Source organism: Arthrobacter sp. Z1-15 (assembly GCF_054792395.1).
Genome location: NZ_CP096454.1, coordinates 2,375,509 through 2,396,945 on the forward strand (window position 1 = coordinate 2,375,509; position 21,437 = coordinate 2,396,945).

The 21,437-nt window shown below is 67.1% G+C and carries 19 protein-coding genes and 1 riboswitch; of the genes, 6 read left to right on the plus strand and 13 right to left on the minus strand.

From position 1 onward, the window contains the following. Nucleotides 1-32 precede the first annotated feature (32 nt). The 8 genes from M1D40_RS10855 to M1D40_RS10890 all read right to left on the minus strand — a co-directional run bounded on the left by M1D40_RS10855 (nucleotide 33) and on the right by M1D40_RS10890 (nucleotide 8,751). A complete protein-coding gene (locus tag M1D40_RS10855; RefSeq protein WP_461168834.1) occupies nucleotides 33-929 on the minus strand; it encodes a shikimate dehydrogenase family protein in 897 nt (298 codons plus the stop codon). Then, a complete protein-coding gene (gene mltG, locus M1D40_RS10860; RefSeq protein WP_341394971.1) occupies nucleotides 930-2,144 on the minus strand; it encodes an endolytic transglycosylase MltG in 1,215 nt (404 codons plus the stop codon). It lies immediately after the preceding gene. A 26-nt stretch (nucleotides 2,145-2,170) separates the two neighbouring features. Then, complete coding sequence (ruvX, locus tag M1D40_RS10865) at nucleotides 2,171-2,752, minus strand: Holliday junction resolvase RuvX (RefSeq protein WP_341394970.1); 582 nt, start codon at nucleotides 2,750-2,752, stop codon at nucleotides 2,171-2,173. A gap of 1 nt (nucleotide 2,753) precedes the next feature. Then, a complete protein-coding gene (gene alaS, locus M1D40_RS10870; protein ID WP_461168835.1) occupies nucleotides 2,754-5,435 on the minus strand; it encodes an alanine--tRNA ligase in 2,682 nt (893 codons plus the stop codon). An 84-nt stretch (nucleotides 5,436-5,519) separates the two neighbouring features. After that, a complete protein-coding gene (locus M1D40_RS10875) occupies nucleotides 5,520-5,774 on the minus strand; it encodes a hypothetical protein (RefSeq protein ID WP_341394968.1) in 255 nt (84 codons plus the stop codon). A 28-nt stretch (nucleotides 5,775-5,802) separates the two neighbouring features. Beyond that, on the minus strand, nucleotides 5,803-6,174 hold the full coding sequence (locus M1D40_RS10880) for a DUF948 domain-containing protein (RefSeq protein ID WP_341394967.1): 372 nt from the start codon (nucleotides 6,172-6,174) through the stop codon (nucleotides 5,803-5,805). 233 nt (nucleotides 6,175-6,407) lie between these two features. After that, nucleotides 6,408-7,034, minus strand: a complete 627-nt coding sequence (rpsD, locus tag M1D40_RS10885; RefSeq protein ID WP_104054795.1) for a 30S ribosomal protein S4 — start codon at nucleotides 7,032-7,034, stop codon at nucleotides 6,408-6,410. 274 nt (nucleotides 7,035-7,308) lie between these two features. Continuing rightward, nucleotides 7,309-8,751 (minus strand): replication-associated recombination protein A, encoded by a 1,443-nt coding sequence (locus M1D40_RS10890; protein WP_461168836.1) that lies wholly within the window; start codon nucleotides 8,749-8,751, stop codon nucleotides 7,309-7,311. A 76-nt stretch (nucleotides 8,752-8,827) separates the two neighbouring features. Here M1D40_RS10890 and M1D40_RS10895 point away from each other — a divergent pair, with 76 nt between their 5' ends. Then, on the plus strand, nucleotides 8,828-9,463 hold the full coding sequence (locus M1D40_RS10895) for an acVLRF1 family peptidyl-tRNA hydrolase (RefSeq protein ID WP_461168837.1): 636 nt from the start codon (nucleotides 8,828-8,830) through the stop codon (nucleotides 9,461-9,463). Nucleotides 9,464-9,503: 40 nt separating this feature from the next. On the opposite strand, the gene M1D40_RS10900 is transcribed toward M1D40_RS10895, so the two are convergent. After that, the gene (locus M1D40_RS10900) at nucleotides 9,504-10,577 is read right to left on the minus strand and encodes a nitronate monooxygenase (RefSeq protein ID WP_461168838.1); all 1,074 of its coding nucleotides are present in this window, start codon (nucleotides 10,575-10,577) and stop codon (nucleotides 9,504-9,506) included. Nucleotides 10,578-10,595: 18 nt separating this feature from the next. Then, nucleotides 10,596-11,432: a PhzF family phenazine biosynthesis protein gene (locus M1D40_RS10905; RefSeq protein WP_341394963.1), complete on the minus strand. Its 837-nt coding sequence runs from the start codon at nucleotides 11,430-11,432 to the stop codon at nucleotides 10,596-10,598. A gap of 105 nt (nucleotides 11,433-11,537) precedes the next feature. Then, nucleotides 11,538-11,659, plus strand: a riboswitch (SAM riboswitch). Nucleotides 11,660-11,720: 61 nt separating this feature from the next. On the opposite strand from M1D40_RS10905, the gene M1D40_RS10910 reads away from it, so the two are divergent. Both M1D40_RS10910 and M1D40_RS10915 read left to right on the plus strand, forming a co-directional pair. Next, nucleotides 11,721-12,227, plus strand: a complete 507-nt coding sequence (locus tag M1D40_RS10910; RefSeq protein WP_461168839.1) for a flavin reductase family protein — start codon at nucleotides 11,721-11,723, stop codon at nucleotides 12,225-12,227. Nucleotides 12,228-12,738: 511 nt separating this feature from the next. Next, complete coding sequence (locus M1D40_RS10915; protein ID WP_341394961.1) at nucleotides 12,739-13,107, plus strand: hypothetical protein; 369 nt, start codon at nucleotides 12,739-12,741, stop codon at nucleotides 13,105-13,107. Between the two features lie 126 nt (nucleotides 13,108-13,233). Here M1D40_RS10915 and aspS read toward each other — a convergent pair whose 3' ends face one another. Continuing rightward, nucleotides 13,234-15,039 carry an aspartate--tRNA ligase gene (aspS, locus tag M1D40_RS10920; protein ID WP_461168840.1) on the minus strand — a complete coding sequence of 602 codons (1,806 nt, stop codon included), beginning with the start codon at nucleotides 15,037-15,039 and terminating at the stop codon, nucleotides 13,234-13,236. A 165-nt stretch (nucleotides 15,040-15,204) separates the two neighbouring features. On the opposite strand from aspS, the gene M1D40_RS10925 reads away from it, so the two are divergent. Then, complete coding sequence (locus M1D40_RS10925; protein WP_461168841.1) at nucleotides 15,205-16,485, plus strand: amino acid permease; 1,281 nt, start codon at nucleotides 15,205-15,207, stop codon at nucleotides 16,483-16,485. Here the strand turns inward: M1D40_RS10925 and M1D40_RS10930 are convergent. Beyond that, nucleotides 16,482-17,504: an adenosine deaminase gene (locus M1D40_RS10930; protein ID WP_461168842.1), complete on the minus strand. Its 1,023-nt coding sequence runs from the start codon at nucleotides 17,502-17,504 to the stop codon at nucleotides 16,482-16,484. The two genes, M1D40_RS10925 and M1D40_RS10930, sit on opposite strands and share 4 nt — an antisense overlap. 217 nt (nucleotides 17,505-17,721) lie before the next feature. On the opposite strand from M1D40_RS10930, the gene M1D40_RS10935 reads away from it, so the two are divergent. Beyond that, nucleotides 17,722-19,104: a sensor histidine kinase gene (locus M1D40_RS10935; RefSeq protein ID WP_461168843.1), complete on the plus strand. Its 1,383-nt coding sequence runs from the start codon at nucleotides 17,722-17,724 to the stop codon at nucleotides 19,102-19,104. A 101-nt stretch (nucleotides 19,105-19,205) separates the two neighbouring features. Then, nucleotides 19,206-19,889: a LuxR C-terminal-related transcriptional regulator gene (locus M1D40_RS10940; protein ID WP_461171050.1), complete on the plus strand. Its 684-nt coding sequence runs from the start codon at nucleotides 19,206-19,208 to the stop codon at nucleotides 19,887-19,889. Here the strand turns inward: M1D40_RS10940 and hisS are convergent. Further along, complete coding sequence (gene hisS, locus M1D40_RS10945; RefSeq protein ID WP_341394955.1) at nucleotides 19,858-21,216, minus strand: histidine--tRNA ligase; 1,359 nt, start codon at nucleotides 21,214-21,216, stop codon at nucleotides 19,858-19,860. The genes M1D40_RS10940 and hisS overlap by 32 nt on opposite strands. Between the last annotated feature and the right edge of the window lie 221 nt (nucleotides 21,217-21,437).

Below are 21,437 nucleotides of genomic sequence, written 5' to 3' on the forward strand. Positions count from 1 at the left end.
GGTTTCAATACTGCCATGTCCCGTACCCGGCTTCAGCGCCGCGGTGCCCCGACAGCGTCACACATCACGTTTGTGACGGCGTTCTCTTCACGGAACGCCCCGCCGGTAAACAGGCGCACCTGTTCAACCGCCTGGTACAGCAGCATTTCCAGCCCGGGGACAATCCGTCCGCCACGGGCAGTCCAGACGTGGGCGATCCGGCTGGGCCAGGGATCGTAGGCAACATCAAGGAGGACCGCGCCCGGAGCAGCTGCCCCGCCGGTCGCCGCGGCCAGCTGGTCGGCGAGGGCATCGGCACCGTGCGGGGGAAGCGTGGAGATGACGACGTCGGCCTCCGCGCATGCCGCTGCCGCCTCGTCCCAGGGGCGCAGCCGCACCTCTGTTCCGGTGCGGCGTCCGACCTCGGCCACCGGCGGAAGTCCGTCCGGCCCTGCGGTGAACCGGCGGGCACAGACCGAAACGGATGCGGCGTTGAGCCGTGCCGCGGCTGCGACGGCGGCGCAGGCTGTGCCGCCGGCACCGAGGATGACCACGTTTGGGTTGGCCTGGGCACCGGCATGGAGCAGCGCCTTAACGATGCCGGTCACATCGGTGTTGTGCCCGGTGAGGACTACGCCGCCGTCCGTGTAGTCGAAGGTCACCGTGTTCAGGACCTGCAGGTCTGCGGCCGTGGACGTGAGACGGTCCATGGCGGGGAGCAGTGCGGCCTTCAGCGGCATGGTCACCGACAGGCCGGCCCACCGGGGCTGCCCGGCATCCGTCCGCCGGAGGGACGCGGCAAAGGCTGCCGCGTCCTCTTCGGGGACGTCGATCCTGTCGTACGCACACTCAAACCCGAGGTACCCGTACGCGGCACGGTGCAGCAGCGGCGATTTGGAGTGGCCGATCGGATGCCCCAGCACGGCTGCCCGCAGCGGGCTAGCCGTCAACTACCCGCACCTGCCCGGTTCCTGCTTGCCGCACCATTCCTGGTACTGGAGCACGTACTTCGCATGCTCCGCCAGCGTGGAGGAGAACTCGGTCTGGCCGGTGTCCAGGTTGACCGTCACCCAGTAGTAGTACGGCACGTCGGCGGGATTTGCGGCCGCGTCGATGGCTTCCTTGCTGGGAGAACCAATCGGGCCGACCGGCAGTCCGGGGTTGGCGTACGTGTTGTACGGATTGGACTTGTCCGCCTTTTCCTCCGGCGTCAGGTCATAGCTCTTGCGGTTCAGTCCGTACGTCACCGTGGCGTCGGACTGGATCAGGCCGCTGGTTTCCACGTTGTCCGCCCGCAGCCGGTTCTGGATGGAGCCGGCCACCGTTGCATAGTCGGCTTCGCCGGCCTCGGCCTGGATAATGCTGGCCTTGGTCAGGATGCGGTACTGCTCGGCCGGGTCGGTGATGCCGGCTTCCTCGAGCGTGGCAAAGGTGTTGTCGACCATTTCGGTCACGATGGACGTTGCGTCCTGCTCCAGCGGGAAGCGGTACTCGCCCGGGTGCAGGTAGCCCTCGAGGCTTACGGCCGCGGGCGGTAGTCCGAAGGCCGCGGGGTCCTTGGCGAGAGCCTCGAACTCGGTCCGGGGAATTCCGGTCGACTCGGTGAGGATGTCAAACACTTCGTTCTGGCGCAGGTCGCGGGCAATGGCGGCGTAGTGCACCGCGGCGCCCTGTTCGCCCAGCAGCGCATCCAGAGCCGCAGAGGAGGACATCTGCTGCTTCATTTCGTAGGATCCGGGCTGGATTTCCCGTCCGGCGGACTCCTCCGCAAACGCGTTGACGAACTCCTTGGAGGTAGCGACGATGTCCGCCGTTTCCAGCTTGGTCCCGATCACCATCGGTCCGTCGCCTTCAGCCACCGTGAAACTGACGCTTCCGGTTCCGGCTCCTTCATAGTCCTTGATCTCGTTCATCCCGAGCAGGTCGCGGAGGAACATGGTCAGTCCGAAAACCACGCCGGCAAAAAAGACCAACACGACGAGCATCACGATGGTGCGGCGGCGCCGGCGGCGCTGCTTCTCCCTCGACGGGCGCAGGCTGCGGCGCGTCCCCTGTTCCTCGTCGAAGAACTCCTCCACGGGCGGCTTGCCCTCAGGGAGGGCGGCATACTGCTCGTCGCCCCGGCCGTGGTGGGCTGTCGGCTCATAGTCCGGCTTAGCCCCCATGGGCGGGAAATCCGGATACCTGTGGCTCACAGCGCGGCCCCGTTTCCGCGCTTATTGTCCTGGGAAATGATTGACTCCTGTGTCGGGGCCGGCAGGGCGCCTGTCTGGCGCTGCTGCCGGCATGATGTGACTGGCTCCCCCACATCGCGTCCAAGTGAACGCTGCATGTCAATAGCCTGCTGCAAAATAGCTACAGCGGCTGCTTGATCCACCACTCTACGGTGATCTTTGCTGTTCAAGCCAGCCTCGTGCAGGTTACGGTGCGCACTCACCGTTGTGAGGCGCTCGTCCACAAGGCAAACGGGAATGCTGATTCCGCCGCGGTCCAGTTCCGCAAGCAGCAGGTCGGCGTAGTCCCGGGCCATCTGCGTGGAAGCGGTTTCGGTACCCCGCATGCTGCGCGGCAGGCCAACAAAGATCTGGACCGCGCTGCGGTCTGCCGCTTCACGCGCGAGGACCCGGATGTCGCTGTTCTTTTTCGCGTCGCGTTTGAGGGTCTTGACGGGCATGGCCAGCATTCCGTCCGGATCGCTCACGGCCAGGCCCACCCGGGCCAGGCCGACGTCTACCCCCAACTTAACCCCGCGGGGGTAGTCCTGCGGCTCCATGTCAGCCCCGATTGGCAACTGCGGCTTGGATTGCAGTGAGTGCCTCGCCGAGCTTCGAGGCGTCCGAGCCGCCGCCCTGGGCGACGTCGTCCTTGCCGCCGCCGCCGCCGCCGAGTACTCCGGCGGCCAGCTTCACCAGCGCACCTGCCTTGACTCCTGCGGCGCGGGCTTCCTCGTTGGTGGCAACAATCACCACGGGACGGGAATTGGAGACACCGGCAACTGCGACGACGGCGGCTCCGCTTCCCAGCCGCGACCGCAGATCCAGCGCGAGGGTGCGGAGGTCATCGGCGCCCGCTCCCGATCCGGCATCGTGGGCAAGAACACGCACGCCGTCGACGTCCACGGCCTTGCCCACCAGAGCTGCGGCCGACGCGGCCAGCTGCTCGCGGCGCAGCCGTTCGAGTTCCTTTTCGGTTGCCTTCAGCTTGGCCAGCGTGGCGGCCAGGCGGTCCGGCAGCTGCACGGAGGGAACCTTGAGCATTTCGGAGAGTTCGTTGACCAGGGCACGCTCTGCGGCCAGGTGGCGGAAGGCATCCATGCCCACGAACGCTTCGACCCGGCGGTTGCCCGAGCCGACGGACTGCTCCCCCAGCAGGGTGAGGCTGCCGATGCGGGACGTGGATTCGACGTGCGTGCCGCCGCAGAGTTCGCGGGACCAGTCGCCGTTCATTTCGACGACGCGCACCGTGTCACCGTAGGCTTCGCCGAACAGCGCGGTGGCGCCCAGGGCTTTCGCTTCCGCCAGGGACATGACCTTGGTCTCGACCCGGTAGTTGCTGCGGATGGCCAGGTTGGACACCTCTTCGATTTCCGACTTTGCGGCATCGGAGAGGCCCTCGCCCCAAGCGAAGTCAAAGCGCAGGTAGCCGGCCTTGTTGAAGGAGCCGCGCTGCAGCGCTTCCGGGCCGAGGATCTGGTGCAGTGCGGCGTGCACGATGTGCGTGCCGGAGTGCGCCTGCTCGGCCTCGTGGCGGCGCTGGGCGTCAACGGCAGCCAGCACTGCCGAACCCTCGGCGATTTCGCCTTCGCGGACGATCGCCTTGTGCACGCTCAGGCCCTTGACCGGACGCTGGACGTCCTGCACTTCCAGGACAAAGCCGTCGCCGGTGATCAGGCCGGTGTCGGCAGCCTGGCCGCCGGCTTCCGCGTAGAACGGCGTCTCGTTCAGCACCAGGGAGATTTCCGATCCCTGGCCGGCGTGCGGGACGCGCGAGCCGCCGGAGATGATGCCGCGGACGGAGGATTCACTGGTCAGCTCGTCGTACCCGGTAAAGACGGTGGAGCCGGCTGCCAGCAGCTCGTTGAAGACCGAGACGTCGTTGTGGCCGTGCTTCTTGCCGCGGGCATCGGCCTGGGCGCGCTGGCGCTGCTCGAGCATGAGCGAACGGAAACCGGCCTCATCAACTTTCAGCCCGGCTTCTTCAGCCATTTCCAGCGTGAGGTCAATGGGGAACCCGTACGTGTCGTGCAGGGTGAAGGCGTCTTCGCCGGAGAGCGGCTTGCCGGCACTCTTGGACTCCTTGACGGCTTCCTCGAGGCGCTCGGTTCCGGAGGCGATGGTGCGCAGGAACGCCTTCTCCTCGGCATAGGCGATCCGGCTGATGCGGGCGAAATCCGTCTCGACCTCGGGGTAGGTGCCCTTCATGGCGTCGCGGGAGACCGGCAGCAGTTCGGGCAGGACGGCGGTTTCCACGCCCAGCAGGCGCATGCTGCGCACCGCGCGGCGGATCAGGCGGCGCAGCACGTAGCCGCGGCCTTCATTGGAGGGGCTCACACCGTCGGCGATGAGCAGCAGGGCCGAACGGACGTGGTCGGCGACCACGCGCATGCGGACGTCGTCGGTGTGGTGCGGGTCGGAGGGGTCCTCGGCGGAGGTGTATTCCTTGCCGGAGAGTTCCGAGGCCTTGTCCAGCACCGGGCGGACCTGGTCCGTCTCATACATGTTCTCCACGCCCTGGAGAATCATGGCCAGGCGTTCCAGGCCCAGGCCGGTGTCGATGTTCTTCTGCGGCAGCTCGCCAAGGATTTCGAAGCTGTCCTTGCCGGTGCCTTCGCCGCGCTGGTACTGCATGAACACGAGGTTCCAGATCTCAACGTACCGGTCGTCATCGGCTGCCGGACCGCCGTCGACGCCGTAGGCCGGTCCGCGGTCGTAGAAGATCTCGGAGCAGGGGCCGGCGGGGCCGGGCTGGCCGGTGGACCAGTAGTTGTCCTTCTTGCCGAACTTCTGGATGCGGCCGGCGGGAACGCCGATCTTGTCGCGCCAGATGGCCAGGGCTTCGTCGTCGTCCTCGTAGACGGTGATCCACAGCTTCTCGGGCGGAAGTCCGAAACCGCCGTCGGCAACGGGCTTGGTCAGCAGCTCCCAGGCGAAGCCGATGGCTTCTTCCTTGAAGTAGTCACCGAAGGAGAAGTTTCCGGCCATCTGGAAGAACGTGCCGTGGCGGGCGGTCTTGCCGACTTCTTCGATGTCCGCGGTGCGGATGCACTTCTGCACGCTGGTGACGCGCTTGTACGGGGCCTTCTCGCGGGCCGTGAGGTAAGGAATGAAAGGCACCATGCCGGCCACGGTGAAGAGCAGCGACGGATCATTGGTGACGAGGGACGCGGAGGGAACCACCGTGTGGCCCTTGTCGCTGAAGAAATCCAGCCAGCGGCGTGCAATCTCGTGGGACTTCATGGTGCTTTTTACCCTTCCGGTAATTCAGGCGTTTCGCTCAGTTGAGGCTGCCGGCACGAGGTGCCGGATGGCCGGTTGTGGATGTCAGCGGCGTACGGCAGCCATGGTCTCGGCAACGGTGTCGCCGGTGTCCATGCCCAGGGCGGTGCGCAGCTCGCCCTCACGTTCGCTCATGCCGTCGCGGAACGCGTCGGCGAAGTTCTGCAGGGCGTCGGCGGCGGTGCCGACGGCCTGGTTGAGTCCGGCGGGACCCAGGGTGTTCCTGGCGTCCGAGAACCGGCGGACGGCGATGACGCCGATGGTGACGCCGATGGACATCCAAAAGACTCGCTTGATCATGGGTTTCGCTCCTGTGCTGGTGGCGGGGTTAGCGGCTGCGGCGGCCGCGGCTCTTACTGCGGGAGGAAAGGGCCGAACGGACTCCGTAGCTGAACGCTGAGACCTTGATCAGCGGCGACCCGACAGTGGCGGCCACCAGCGAGGACAGGGCGGAGATGTTGGCGGTTGCGTCAGAGACGTTCGAGGAAATGCCGTCCACCTTCTGCAGCTGCAGGTTGGTGGTGGACACCGTGGTGGTGACTTCCTCGATCAGCGGAGTGGTTTCGTCGCTGATGTTCCGGATGGCTCCGCGCAGCTCGTCAAAGACCTTGCCCAGCTTCCAGATCGGGACGGCCAGCAGCACTACCAGCACCGCGAACACACCGGCAGCAATCAGACCGGCAATATCTCCACCCGACATGGCACTCCTCTTGGGGTTGAAAAACTAAGACTTTCCGCTATGTACCTTACCTACTCCGCGGCCGCAGCACTTACTTGTGCCCCCCGGGCACAGGCGAAGCCGGCGGCCGGCGGAACGGCAGCGGCGGGACGGGCAGCGGCGGCCCGACCCTAGGGCAAGCGGCAGGTGCCGCTTAACCAAACAGCCCGCGGCTTGGGCCGCGGGCTGTTCGAAAAATCGAGAAAGACTCGAGATTAGCGTGCGTAGTATTCCACGACGAGCTGCTCTTCGCAGGTCACGGGAACTTCCGAGCGCTTCGGGCGGCGCACGAGGCGTGCCTGCAGCTTGTCCAGGGAAACATCCAGGTAACCCGGAACGGCGGGCAGGACGTCGCGGTGGGCGCCGGCAGCGGCAACCTGGAACGGCGTCATGGTCTCGCTGCGCTGGTGCACATGGATGAGCTGGCCTTCGGAAACGCGGAACGACGGGCGGTCCACGCGGGCGCCGTCAACCATGATGTGACGGTGCACAACAAGCTGGCGGGCCTGGGCGATCGTGCGGGCAAAGCCGGCGCGCAGCACGAGGGCGTCAAGACGCATCTCGAGCAGCTCGATCAGGTTTTCACCGGTCAGACCGGCGGTGCGGCGGGCTTCCTCGAAGACACGGGTCATCTGTGCTTCACGGATGCCGTACTGGGCGCGCAGACGCTGCTTTTCACGCAGGCGTACCGCGTAGTCGCTGTCCTGCTTGCGACGTGCGCGGCCGTGCTCACCCGGCGGGTAAGGACGACGCTCGAAGTACTTGGCTGCCTTGGGGGTCAAAGCAATGCCGAGGGCGCGCGAAGCGCGGGCCTGACGGCGTGCACGTGTGTTGTTAGCCACGTTCACCTTTCACTGTTTTGGCGGTTTGGCCACCGCAGCCCTGGTTCTCACCGGGATACCGTGATGACTGATTCGTAAGTACTGGCCTCCATTAGGGAGAGCTCGGGCCAACCGCTGCCTTCTGCTACAGACACGGCACCGGGCACAGCTCCCCGCTTACAGCGGGGAAGGGGGTCCGGCGTCGCGCTTGCCAGTCAACCATCAATCCTAGCACGGGGCCGGACGCAGTTCCTTCCGGCGGCTCCCCCGCCGACTCCCCCGGAGACTCCCCCGGCTACTTCCCGCGGATGATCCCGCGCAGCCGCTGAAGCCGCGCCGTGATGTCCCGTTCCACGCCGTTGCCGGTGGGCTCGTAGTAGTTGCGGCCCACCAGGTCATCCGGCGGGTACTGCTGCCGGGCAACGCCGTGCGGTTCGTCGTGAGAGTAGACGTAGCCCTTGCCGTGCCCGAGCTGCTTGGCTCCGGGATAGTGGGCGTCGCGCAGATGGGCGGGAATGCCCTGCCCGCGTCCGGCGCGGACATCGGCGATGGCGGCATTGATGCCGTTGTAGGCGGCGTTGGATTTGGGGGCGGTTGCAATATGCACCACGGCCTCGGCCAGGATAATCCGCCCTTCGGGCATGCCGATCAGCTGGACCGCCTGCGCTGCGGCCACCGCGGTCTGCAGGGCCGTGGGATCAGCCATGCCCACGTCTTCGGCGGCGGAAATCACCAGCCGCCGGGCAATGAACCGCGGGTCCTCCCCTGCCTCGACCATCTTGGCGAGGTAGTGCAGGGCGGCATCGACGTCCGAGCCGCGCAGGGATTTGATGAAGGCGCTGGTGACGTCATAGTGCTGGTCTCCCGCGCGGTCATAGCGCAGGGCTGCCACGTCCAGCGCCTTTTCCGCGTCGCTGAGCGTGACCACCGGGGTCTCCTCGCCGTCGGCCCGTTCGGAGTAGGCGACGCCCGCGGCCGCTTCCAGCGCAGTGAGTCCGCGCCGCGCGTCGCCCGCTGCCAGGCGCACCAGGTGTTCCAGCGCCTCTTCGGTCAGCGTTACGCGTCCGGCCAGCCCGCGCTCGTCCTCCACGGCACGCTGGAGCAGCGAGGCTATGTCCTGTTCGGTCAGCGGTTTCAGCGTCAGCAGCAGGGACCGGGACAGCAGCGGCGAAACCACCGAAAAGGACGGGTTTTCGGTGGTGGCGGCCACCAGCACCACCCAGCGGTTCTCCACGCCGGGCAGCAGCGCATCCTGCTGGGCCTTGTTGAACCGGTGGATTTCGTCCAGGAACAGCACGGTGGTGATGCGGTGCAGGTCGCGGTTGGTCAGGGCGTCGTCCATCACCCGGCGGACATCCTTCACGCCGGCGGTGATGGCGGACAGTTCCACGAATTTGCGTCCGGAACCGCGTGCAACGACATGGGCGAGCGTGGTTTTACCCGTGCCCGGAGGTCCCCAGAGCATGACCGACGACGGGCCGGCGGGGCCGCGGTCGTCGGCCGATTCGGCCAGGGAGCGCAGCGGGGATCCCGGGCCGAGCAGGTGCTGCTGTCCCACGACTTCGTCCAGCGTCCGCGGCCGCATCCGCACAGCCAGGGGGCTGCGCGGACGCTTCCGGCCGTCGTCGCCCGCGGCGGAGTCCGACCCGCCGTCGTCGTACCGGTTGTCCGTGCCGGTGCCGCTGCCGCTGTCACTGTCGGTGTAGCTGTCACTGTCGCTGCTGAACAAATCACTCACATCCCAAGGCTACTCGTGCCGTAGCGTGGAGAAGGCCCGGCAACCGCCGGCTCAGCCGCACCGGAAGAATTGTCGAATGCCCGCCACCCGAACCACGTATGTATCGCCCGAGCGGCTGCCCGGCTGGCTGGACCGGTTTGCAGCAGGCAACGGTGAGCTGGCGCTGACCCCCGAGCACGGCGGGCTGCACCTCGCGGCCGCCAACGGCGCCGAGGCGGAAATCCTGGCCCCCTGGCCGGACGACGGCAGGCCGGGGCGGGGCACCAACGACGTCGAACGCCTGGTGTCATTGGCCGGTCAGTCCCGCACCCTCGGCATTGTCTTGCTGCGCCGCGGCGGATATGCGGCGGGCGTGGCCCGCGACGGACTGCTGCTCGCGTCCAAGGCCGGCAACCGGTACGTCCAGTCCCGCACCGCAGCAGGCGGCGGCTCACAGCAGCGCTTTGCACGCCGGCGCAGCAACCAGGCTGATGCCCTCGTGCAGACCGCTGCCGAACAGGCGGCCCGGATCTTCACCGATCAGCAGCCCGAGTACCTGGTGTTTGGCGGCGACCGCGCACTGACCGAGCTGCTGGCGAACGAGCGGATTTTCCAGCCGTGGAGCGGCTTGGCCCGGCTGCGTCCCCTGGACGTGCAGGATCCCAAGCTGGCCGTGCTGGCCAGGGCCGCAAAGGACGCGGCCTCTGTTTTCATCCGGATTACGGTGCCCTAGCGGTCCGAACTGCCGTGCAGCTTCAGTCCCCCGGGCAGTTTCAGTACTCCCGGTCCCCGACCCCGGCGAGCCGGCGGACAATGATCCCGGCGGCATCGCCGCTCACCTGCCGGTAGCCGGTGCCGGCCCACAGGCTGACCCCGTCGGGGTTGCCCTCCGCTGCTGCGGCGGCCCGCAGCGGTCCGGTGATCTGGTTGATGTACGGGTACGCATCGGGCGCGTCCGGGTAAGTGCGCATGAATTCGTTGGTCAGTCCCCGGGCCGGCCGGCCGGAAAAGGCCCGGGTCAGTGACGTTTCCTGCCAGCGGGAGCCGAGCGCCGCTTCCCGCAGCGCCAGGCGGTGCACCGGATTGGTCCCCGCTTCAGGGCTGAGCAGCAGGAGCGTTCCCACCTGCACCGCTGCAGCCCCGCAGGCCAGCGCCGCGGCGGCGTCCGACGGAGCAGCTATTCCGCCGGCGGCGACCAGCGGCAGGTCGGATACTTCCGCGATTCCGCGCAGGAGTTCGTCCAGCGGCACGTCGCCGGGCGCTTTGGCGCTGTCCAGGGTGCCGCGGTGGCCTCCCGCCCCGGGTCCCTGGACGCACAGAACCCGGGCTCCGGCCCCGGCTGCTGCCCGGGCTTCATCCGGGTCCGTCACCGTGATGACGGTGCAGATGTCCCGGCCGGCGAGCTCGGCCAGCACGGCAGCATCCGGCAGCCCAAATGTGAAAGACACGACCGCCGGCTGCTCCTGCAGGACCAGATCCAGTTTGGCCGGCCAGCCGTCGTCGTCGTCCGGGTTCGGGTGTCCGGGCTCCAGCCCGGTGCCGGCCGCCAGCCGGTCCCGGAAAGCCAGCGCCGCGGCAAGCTTGCCGCCTGCCTCGGCAGCGGCGCAGGTATTGGCGGCGTAGGTATTGGCATGGTCCGGCACAAAGAGGTTCACACCGAACCCGGCACCGGTCAGGCTGCGGGTCCGGAGAATCTGCTCACGGACAGCGTCGGCGCTCTTGTAGCCGGCCGCCAGGAATCCGAGTCCCCCGGCGTTGCTGACCGCAGCCGCCAGTTCGGGAGTGGATACGCCTCCCGCCATCGGCGCGCCGAGGACGGGAAGCGGCAGGGAGTGCAGATTGAACATGCGGGTCCTCAGCAGGTTTTACAGGGTGACGGTGCCGTCGATGGATGTGACCGTGGATCCGCCCACCCAGATTTTGCCGTCGCGCGTGAAAACGCGGACCCGGCCGTCGCGCCTGACCGCCGTACCCTGCCTGACGATGTACCGCTCCGGTGCCAGCTCAGCGCCAATCAGCCACTGCGCCAGGCCGGCGTTAAGGCTTCCGGTGACGGGATCTTCGGTGATGCCGAGCCCGGGCACAAAGGCGCGGACCTCGTAGTCGGTTTCAGCGTCCGCAGGCTGCGCGCCGATGACACCCACGCGCAGGCTTCCCATGACAACCGGATCCGGCTTCAGTGCCAGCACCGCTGCGGCATCCGGGAGCAGCAGTCCCAGCCAGCCGGGTCCGTTGTCGATCCAATTGGAGGCAAGGATCTGGGTGCGGTCCAGGTTCAGGGCCTTCAGCGCCTGGTCAAGGACCTCGTCTTCAAGCGGTCCCGAGCGCAGCAGCGGCGGTGCGGCGAAAGCGGCAATGCCGGCATTGGCGTGCAGCGTCACGAGGCCGATTCCGCATTCCTGCACGACGACGTCGGGATAGCGCCGCTTGTTCCCGGCCTCCAGCCACGCGTGGCAGGTTCCCAGCGTGGGGTGCCCGGCAAAGGGAATCTCGCCGCCCGGGGTGAAGATGCGGACCCGGTAGTCAGCCCCGTCCCTAGTGGGCGGCAGCACGAACGTGGTTTCCGACAAGTTGGTCCACCGCGCAAAAGACTCCATGTCGGAGTCCGAAAGGCCTTCGGCTTCCAGAACCACGGCAAGGGGATTGCCCAGATACGGTTCACTGCCAAAGACGTCCACCTGTTTAAACCACCGCTGTTTCATAGCCAAACTCTATCCCCTGGCTGCCGGGAGTTTTATGAAGCGGAGTTTTACGAAGTAAGGCATCCGTTTGCAACCCTGCATCGGCCGCGCCTACCTTGGGAGAAGAATCAAGAGTTCCAGCCACGGGCCCTGGCCGGCTGGACGGCAACCCTCTCGCCGTAGCGGGGTGCTCCAGGTGACGATTCGGCCGCCCGGCGAGACTCTCCCGGCTGCGGCAAGTACCGCGCTGGTGGCGCCGCGGCCGTAATGGCCGCCGGCACCGCGCTTAAGGCAGAGGATCTTTCCACCATGTCCCTTGTTAGCGACCTTCAGCCGGCAGCCCTGCGCCGCGCCTTTTCACGTTTCCCGTCCGGCATTGCCGCTTTGTGCGCGGTGGTCGACGGAGAGCCGCAGGGAATTGTTGCCTCGTCCTTTACCGTGGGCGTGTCCATGGACCCGCCCCTGGTCCTGTTTGCCGTACAGAACACGTCCCGCACCTGGCCGGTGCTCCGGCCGGCAACGCGGATCGGCGTATCCATCCTGGGCTCCGAACACGAGGGAATCTGCAAACAGATCGCATCCAAAACCGGCGACCGTTTCGCCGGGCTTGACCTGCACACCGACGAGTCCGGTGCCCTGTTCCTGGACCGTGCCGCCCTGTGGCTGGAGTGCTCAGTGGAGAACGAGGTGCCCGCGGGCGACCACACAGTGGTGCTGCTGCGGGTTCACGGCCACACCTCCCACGACGACGCCCATGAGCCGCTGGTCTTCCACAGGTCGGCGTTCCGGCAGCTCAGCGTCCCTGAATTCGCCTGACCGGAAAGCGCCGCCGGGAACTGGAAATTGGAAGCCGCGTCAATTCATTTTCCGCGGCACATTCCTTGCCGGCACGGCCTCCGTTACCAAACCTTTACATCATGCCATGGACGGACTATTGTTCTTCGGATTACTTCGAAAGGAAGTAGCGGAGATGAGCACAAACAGAAATGTCCACGGCACATCACACAAAAAGGGAAAGCCCGGCAGCCGGCCGGGTTTGCCGCTTTCACGGAAGGCTTTGCTTCCGGCAGCAGTACTGGGCCTTCTACTGGCAGGGTGCACCGCGCAGGAGGAGCCGGAGACCGCTTCCAGTAAGCCGGCCTCGCCTTCAGCCTCTGCCGAGGAGCCGGCCCGGCCGTCCTCTTCAGCCGGCGAGCCCGGCACAAACGGCCTCAGTCTGGAGATCGCGCCGAATGCCACCCAGGCACCCGGCACAGAGGCCTCGCCGAATGCCGCCCAGACACCGGATGATTCAGCTGTGCAGGCTCTGTTCCGGGCGGACAATCCCGTGAGCGTGGAAACTTTCTTTCAGCAGCAGCCGCAGTGGCGTCCCGCCAACGCTAGCGTCGTGCTGGAGGAATCCGGCAGCGGAACCGGCACCTTCGAGCTGCCCGCTATGGAACCGGGGACCAGCTTCACCTCTTATCTCACCTGCAACCAGCCGGGGGCCTACGACATCGAGGTTCTGGACGATGAGTCGGACCACCTTTCCACCGTCGGCAGTGACCACTGCAATGTCCCGATGCTGATGGGTTTCGAACATGTCATCATGCCGGGTGAAAATCCGGCGTCCATCACCGTAGACGGACCGGACGGGGATTACTGGCTTGTTGTCTACCATTTGCCGTCCCCCGTTACGGCGCCCGCCGCGGGTTAAGCAAACTGTCAGCACATTTCATCGGCCGGCACATTTCATCAAAAATAAACGTACCCGCCAGAAACAAAAGTGCCCGGCCGCATCAGCGGCCGGGCACTTTCATCGTTTATGAATCTTCCGAAAAAACTAGGCGTCGTCCTTCGCGGAGTCATCCTTCTTCGGCTCGGGCTTCTTGGCCTCAGGCCTGAAGTCGACACCGGCTTCCTTGCGCTGCTGGGCGGTGATCGGAGCCGGAGCGGCCGTCAGCGGGTCATAGCCGTTGCCGGTCTTCGGGAAGGCAATGACGTCGCGGATGGACTCGGTGCCGGCCAGCAGGGCCACCACGCGGTCCCAGCCGAAGGCGATGCCGCCGTGGGGCGGAGCACCGTACTTGAAGCCTTCGAGCAGGAAGCCGAACTTCTCCTGCGCGTCCTCCTGCGAGAGGCCCATGACCTTGAAGACACGTTCCTGCACGTCGCGCTGGTGGATACGGATGGAACCGCCGCCAATTTCGTTGCCGTTGCAGACAATGTCGTACGCGTAGGCCAGAGCGGATCCCGGGTCGGTGTCGAACGTGTCCATGAATTCCGGCTTGGGCGACGTGAAGGCGTGGTGGACAGCGGTCCAGGCGCCGCCGCCCACGGCAACGTCACCGGCTGCAACGGCCTCGGAGGCCGGCTCGAACATGGGTGCGTCGACAACCCAGACGAAGGCCCAGTCGTTCGGGTCGATCAGGCCGGTGCGGTGGCCGATCTCAACACGTGCGGCGCCGAGCAGCGCACGGGCGGTGGTGGTCTCGCCGGCGGCGAAGAAGATGCAGTCGCCGGGCTTGGCGCCCACCTTTTCCGCGAGGTTCTCCCGCTCGAAGTCGGTCAGGTTCTTGGCCACGGGTCCGGTCAGCGTGCCGTCCTCCTGGACGAGCACGTAGGCCAGGCCTCGGGCGCCGCGCTGCTTGGCCCATTCCTGCCAGGCGTCCAGGGTGCGGCGGGGCTGCGAGGCGCCGCTGGGCATGACCACGGCACCCACGTAGGGGGCCTGGAAGACGCGGAACGTGGTGTCCTTGAAGAAGTCCGTCAGCTCGGTCAGCTCCAAGCCGAACCGCAGGTCCGGCTTGTCGGAACCGAAGCGCGCCATGGCGTCGGCATAGGTCATGCGCTGGATCGGCGTCGGGATCTCGACGTCGATCAGCTTCCAGAGCGAGGTCACGATCTGCTCGCCGAGGGCGATGATGTCGTCTTCCTCGACGAAGCTGGCCTCGATGTCCAGCTGGGTGAACTCCGGCTGGCGGTCCGCGCGGAAATCTTCATCGCGGTAGCAGCGGGCAATCTGGTAGTACTTCTCGAAGCCGCCCACCTGCAGGAGCTGCTTGAACAGCTGCGGGGACTGCGGCAGCGCGTACCAGGAACCCGGGGCAAGACGTGCGGGAACCACGAAGTCGCGGGCACCCTCGGGTGTGGAACGGGTCAGCGTGGGGGTTTCGATCTCAACGAAGCCTTCGTCATGCAGCAGGTTGCGCGCAATGCGGTTGGCCTCGGAGCGCAGGCGCATGTTCCGGGACGGCGCCGGGCGGCGCAGATCGAGGTAGCGGTGCTTCAGGCGGGCTTCCTCGCCCACTTCAACGTGCTCGTCAATCTGGAACGGCAGCGGGTCGGAAGTGTTCAGGACAACAACCTTGTCCGCGATCACTTCCACCTCACCGGTGGCCAGCGAGGGGTTTTCGTTGCCCTCGGGGCGCTTCTGCACGGTGCCGGTGATCTGCAGGACGTATTCATTGCGCAGGCTGTGGAAGACGTCCTCTTCGCGAACGACCACCTGGGCGAATCCGGATGCATCGCGGAGGTCCAGGAAGGCAACCCCTCCGTGGTCCCGGCGTCGGGCCACCCAGCCAGCGAGAGTGACGGTCTGTCCAATATGCTCGGCCCTCAGGGAACCAAGGGCATGAGTGCGCAGCACAGCAGTCCTTTCAAGATTGCTTGCGGAAAACACTGTTCCCGCTCATTGTGAATACAAGGTCTCTTCATGAGTTTACCGGTGTTCACATCCTTTCCCAGCCAAGGGCACCGCCGGGCAGCCGCAGGCTGCGCAGGCACCGCCCCGCCCGACCGATCGGAGGGACGCGTGTCCGGGAGCTCCTCAGGCAAACAGCCGCTCGGCGGTTTTGACGCGGTGACCGTGGGAGTTGGCTGCATGGTCGGGGGCGGCATCTTCATCGTCCTGCCGCCGGTTGCGCAGGCGGCGGGCTTCGCCCTCCCGGCCGCACTGGCCCTGGCGGCGCTGGTTGCCTACTGCTCGGCGGCGTCAACGTTCCTGCTGAGCGCCGGACTGCGCAACTCGGGGCACCGCAACGAAGGCGGCACCACCCGTTCGGCCGCACGGGTCCTCCTGGGACCTTACATGGGCTTCTTCACCGGATGGACGCTGCTGTGTGCGCTGGTGCCGGCGGCTGCGGTGCTCGCCCTGGCCTTTGGTCTCTACACAGTGCCGGAGCATGCCCGGGCGGCGGCCGTTGGCGCCGCGGCCGCGGCCACTGCCCTGAACCTCTTCGGCCTGCAGCGCGGCACCTGGGTGATCCGTTTCATCTTGGCCTTCGTCCTTGGGGTACTGGGATTCGGGGTTGTGGTCGCGTTCAACGAAGCGGGCGGGCAGCCTCCGCAGCCCGGTGTCCTCGAGGATACGACGCCGACGGCGGGACTGCTGCAGGGGGCGGGATTCGCCTACTTCGCGTTTGCCGGATACGCCCGGCTGGCCGCCATGGGCTTCCGGGTCCGGGAGCCGGACCGTCTCATTCCCCGCGTGCTTCCGGCCGCTGTCCTTCTCGCCCTGGGCCTGTACATCCTGGTGGGGCAGTCGCTGCTTGCCTGGTTCTCCGGGCCCGGGCCCGGAGCCCTGGCCCTGGCCCCCGCTCCGCTGCGCGAACCGGTGGCTGCGGTGGGGCTGGGCATCGGCACGGGAGCGGTGGCGATCGCCGCCGGGGCAGCGGCCCTGTCGGGCGCATGCGTGCTGGTTGAAGGAACTGCCCGGACAGCCGAGGCCATGGCGGGCGACGGCGACCTTCCCCGGGTCTTCGGCCGCACCGGAGGTCCCCGGCAGGTGCCCTGGCCGGCTGCCGCCGCGGCAGGCACCGCCGTCGTCGTCCTGGTACTGACCACGTCGCTGACAACTCTGCTGGGCCTGGCCTGCTTTGGCCTGCTCCTGCATGCCGCCATCACCAACCTGTGCGGCTACGCCCTGGAACAGCGCCGCTGGTACACGCCCCGGGCCGTAAACCTGGCCGGCCTGGCCGGCGCACTGGTGACGGCGCTGAGCCTGCCGCCGCCGGCCATCCTGCCCATGCTGATCATCCTGGCGTTCGGGCTCGTGGTGCGGCTGACGGTGCGCCGCAGCCGCACGGGGAGCTAGGAACGCGCCTTGTCCTGTGCGCTCCGCCAGGAGCTGATCTCATCCAGCAGTTCCGCGCGGCGGGCCGGCGGGGCGAAGGACGCCTCCACGGAATTGACCGCCAGTTCCTGAAGCTGGTCCACGGACAGGTCAAAGGTGGACTGCAGCAGCTGGAAGTTGTCGTCAACGTAGCCGCCGAAGTAGGCCGGGTCATCCGAATTCACCGATACGTTGAGCCCGCGGGCCAGCATCTGCGGCAGCGGATGATCGGCGAGGGTGTCCACCGAACGCAGCCGGACGTTGGAAAACGGGCAGATGGTCAGGGGAATACGGTCCCGCACCAGCCGGTCCACGAGCTCGGAATCATCCAGGCAGCGGACACCATGGTCTATCCGGTCCACCAGCAGCAGGTCCAGAGCCTGCTCAATGTAATGTGAGGGTCCTTCTTCCCCGGCGTGGGCCACGCACTTCAGGCCCGCTTCCCGGGCCATCCGGTACAGCTCGATGAAGCCCTCCGGCGGGTTACCCAGTTCCGCCGAATCCAGTCCGATTCCGACGATGGGTGCATTCAGCGCCAGGAGCTGCCGGAGCACATCTTCGGCTTCCTCCACCGGACGGTCCCGCAGGAACGCGGCGATCAGTTCCGAGGAAACACCGAATTCCTCCAGACTGCCCGCCAGCGCGCCGGCAACGCCGTTGATGCACGTGGAAAGGGGAACACCGCGGAGCAGGTGCGCCTGCGGGTCAACCATCATTTCCACGTGCCGCACCCCTGCCGCGGCAGCCCGGCGCAGGTAGGCGCGGGTCATGTCGGCAAAGTCGGCCTCGGTCCGCAGCACTTCCATGTTGGCGTAGTACAGGTCCAGGAAGGACTGAAGGTCCGTGAACTCGTACCTGGCCCGCAGCTCGGCGAGGTCCGCATAGGGCAGGGTGATGCCGTTGCGAGCGGCCAGCTCGAAGATGAGCTCCGGTTCCAGGGTTCCTTCAATGTGCAGGTGGAGTTCGGCGCAGGGCAGGGCGGCGGCGGGGGAAGTCGACATGTTTTTAAGCCTAGATGATCCCCGGGGACTGCTGAGGACGGAAACCCGGCGGAGGTGCGGGCTCATCCCTGAACCCTCATCCCCATCCCCCATCCCCCATCCCCCATCCCCATCCCTCCATCCCCCACCCCCCATCCCGGAGCAGGCGGCTCATCCTTTGGGAGGACGGAGGGCCGGCTGCGGTGCGGGCTCCCGGAACGGTCGCTACGCTGGGTTCATGCTGCCTCCCCCGTCGCCTGACACCGCCAAGGGTCCGGCGGCAGCTACCGGTCAGGCCGGCGGCGCAGGCCCGGCCTCCGGCGCCCTTGATTCCTGGGGCAGCGGAATCTGGCCCACCGGGGTTGCCACTGCCGCCGCCTATTTCGCGGCGGGGCTCCTGCTCAAGGCTGCCGGCGTAAACTCCGCCGACCTGTTTCCCCCGGTGGTTCAGGCACCCGGCCAGCTCTGGGTTGTCATCCTGCTGGTCGGCTGCGCCGGAACCCTGTTTCGGCGCCGCCATGTGCCCCTCATGCTGGCTGTCACCGGCAGCGCAATCGTTGCGGGCGTGCTGACCGGTTCAGGGCTGATCAACTACCTGCTGATCTTCGAGTTCTTCTATTCGGGGATCCTGTTCGGCTCTCCCCGGCTCAGCCGTGCACTGGAAAAGGCTTCCCTGGCCATGGCTGCCGTCCTGATCGCCGGGACCAGCGCAGTGTACCGGGACTGGTCCTTTGTCCTTTTCGGTGTTGTCCAGGCGGCCGCCATCTGCCTCATCCCGCTGTGGTGGGCCGGGACGCTGCGCCGGCAGGCCGACCGCGCCGAGCAGGAAAGGATCCGTGCCGATACCGAACGCCTGAACGCGGAACGCGCGGCGGAAATGGCCGAGCTGTTCCTGCAGGTGGCGTTGGCCTCCGAACGCGCTGCGATGGCCCGCGAACTCCACGACGCGATCGCCGGCCGGCTGTCCGCCGTGGCGCTGCAGTCCGCTGCCGCCCTTGCTGCCGAAGACCGGGAGCTGGACCGGCAGGTGCTGGCGCAGGTGCGCAGCGAAAGCGTGCACGCGCTCCAGGAGATGCGCGCCATGATCGACCTCCTGGAATCCCGCGGCAGCGCACCGTCGGCCGGAGGCACCGCTCCCGAGTTCGCAGCCGGGTCCGCAGAACGGATGCCGATGGCGGGCGGACTGGAGCAGCTGCAGACGCTGACCGAATCCGCGCGGCTGGCGGGCAACCCCGCGACCCTGGCGGTAGACGCCGGGCCGGAGCTTCCGGTTCTTGTGCAGAGCAGCATTTTTCGGATCGTGCAGGAGTCCCTGACCAACGCCGTCAAGCACGCGCCGGGCGAACCGGTGCACGTTGCAGTGCAGCAAAGAGCCGGGGAAATACTGCTGACCGTCAGCAACAGCCTGCCCGCCGAAGCGCCCGGCGCCGGCGCCGGCCTTTCCGGTGCGGACCCCGCCGGAACCGCGGCCAGGGCCGGCAACGGCACGGGCCTGCGGAACATGGCACTGCGGACCGCGCAGCTCTCGGGAACATTTCATGCCGGCCGGACTGCCGGTCCCGCCGGTACCGCCGCAATCTGGCAGGTGCAGGTCCGCCTGCCCTCGGAAGGACACCAGTGACCCCGTCATCCGATCCCACGGGCCCCTCAGGCCCGCCGCCGAACGCACCGCTGCGGATCCTGCTGGCTGACGATCACGCCGCCATCCGAACCGGTCTGCGTATGATCCTGGAAACGGTGGGCGGCTTCCACATTGTGGGAGAAGCCGCGGACGGCGGCACGGCCGTGTCAATGGCCCGCGCACTGCGGCCGGACGTGACACTCATGGATATCCGGATGCCGGGAACCGACGGGATCACCGCGACCGCACGGATCGTCACCGAGTCCCTTTCAGCCGTACTGGTCCTGACCACCTTCGACCTCGACGACTACGTGTTCGGTGCGCTGCGGGCCGGCGCTGCCGGTTTCCTGCTGAAATCAGCGGAGCCGGGCGAACTGGTGCGGGCGGTGCGCTCCGTGGCCGACGGCGACAGCGTCCTCTCGCCCGAAGTGACGGGAACGCTGATCGCCGCCTATGTCGACGGCGCGGGTCCCGCAGACCGGGAAGCCCGGAGTGCCGCTGCCCCGGCGGGCGCCGGGCACCCGGGGGCGTCCGGCGATTCCGCCGTCCTGCCGGCCGAGGCGCTGACGGCACGCGAAGAGGCTGTCCTGGCGTGCCTGGGCGAGGGTCTGTCCAACCAGCAGATCGCCCGCCGCCTGGCCATAGCCGAGACCACCGTCAAGACCCACGTGTCCCGGGTCCTGGCGAAACTGGGCGTGCAGTCCCGGGTCCAGGCGGCCATCGCGTTCCGCGGATATGACTCCCCACGGAGGGTTACGCCGAGGGAGCTGCCTCCACCGCGGTGACCTGAGGAAGAAGGTCTTCGGCCGGCGGCGTCCACGTCTGCGGATCGGCCGGGACCTGGTTTCCGGAGCGGATGTCCTTCACTTCGTGGCTGCCGTCTTCGCCGGTGAACCAGACAAACGGAATGCCGCGCCGGTCCGCATACTTGATCTGCTTGCCGAACTTCTCGGCCTTAGCGGCAACTTCCACGGAAATCCCGCGGCCCCGCAGTTCTCCTGCGATGTCCTGGGCCGCAGACCAGGAATCGTCATTGGCCAGGGCCACCAGGACGGCCGTGGGCACGCTGCGGCTGGCTTCGGCAAAGTTCTGGCTCAGGATGCGCATGACCAGGCGGGTCACGCCGATGGAAAGCCCGACGCCGGGGAAGGTCCGGCTGCCCTTGGACGCCAGGGAATCGTAGCGCCCGCCGGAGCAGATCGATCCGAGCGATTCGTGGCCCACCAGCACTGTTTCGTACACGGTGCCGGTGTAGTAATCCAGGCCGCGGGCGATGCTCAAGTCCGCCACAACGCGGCCCGGAGCCCGCTTCACGGCCTCGGCGATGACCTGGGACAGCTCGTCCAGGCCTTCTTCCAGCAGGTCGTTGGACACGCCCAGTGCCCTGACCTGCTCCACGAAGGACATGTCCCCGGTACGGATGGCAGCCAGCTTCAGGGCAGCGTCAGCCTGCTCGGCTGTCGCGCCCAGTTCCTCCTGCAGCAGCTCCGATACCCGGGCGGCACCGATCTTTTCCAGCTTGTCGATGCTACGCAGCACGCCGGCGGTGTCCTGCAGGCCAATGCCCCGGTAGAACCCCTCGGCCAGCTTGCGGTTGTTGACGCGGATGGTGAAGTCCGGGATGGGCAGCGCGCCGAGGGCTTCGGCAATCACCAGCGCCAGTTCGACGTCGTACCTGAACGGCAGGTCGCCGTCGCCGACGACGTCGATGTCCGCCTGGGTGAACTCGCGGGCCCGGCCTTCCTGCGGCCGTTCGCCGCGCCATACCTTCTGGATCTGGTAGCGGCGGAAGGGGAAGGCCAGGTGCCCGGCGTTCTCCACTACGTACCGGGCAAAGGGAACGGTGAGGTCGAAGTGCAGCGCCAGCTGGTTCGGGTCCTCCTTGGCGGAGCCCTCCCCTTCTTCGGCCTGCAGCCGGCTCAGTGCGTAAACTTCCTTGTCGATTTCGCCCTTGCGCAGCAGCTGTCCCACGGTTTCCACGGCACGCGTTTCAATGTTGGTAAAGCCGTGCAGTTCAAAGGTGCGCCGCAGGACGTCCAGGACGTGGAGTTCGACAAGGCGCTCCTGCGGTAGCCATTCGGGGAAACCGGACAGTGAGGCCTTGCGTGCCATGCGGGCGAGCTCCTTCTAAGGATGTGGGCAGTCTGCTGCAGGGAAATCGCCTGCCGGCGTGCCTAAACTAAGTGCGGCACTCATTTTAGGTCTTCCGCGTTCGCCTTGGCGAACCGGGCGCACCGCCGCCGCTGTGCCGCCGTGCCGGCGCCTCCGCGCCCGCCGGTGTCCGCCGGTGTCCGCCGGTGTCCGCCGGTGTCCGCCGGTGTCCGTAAGTATGA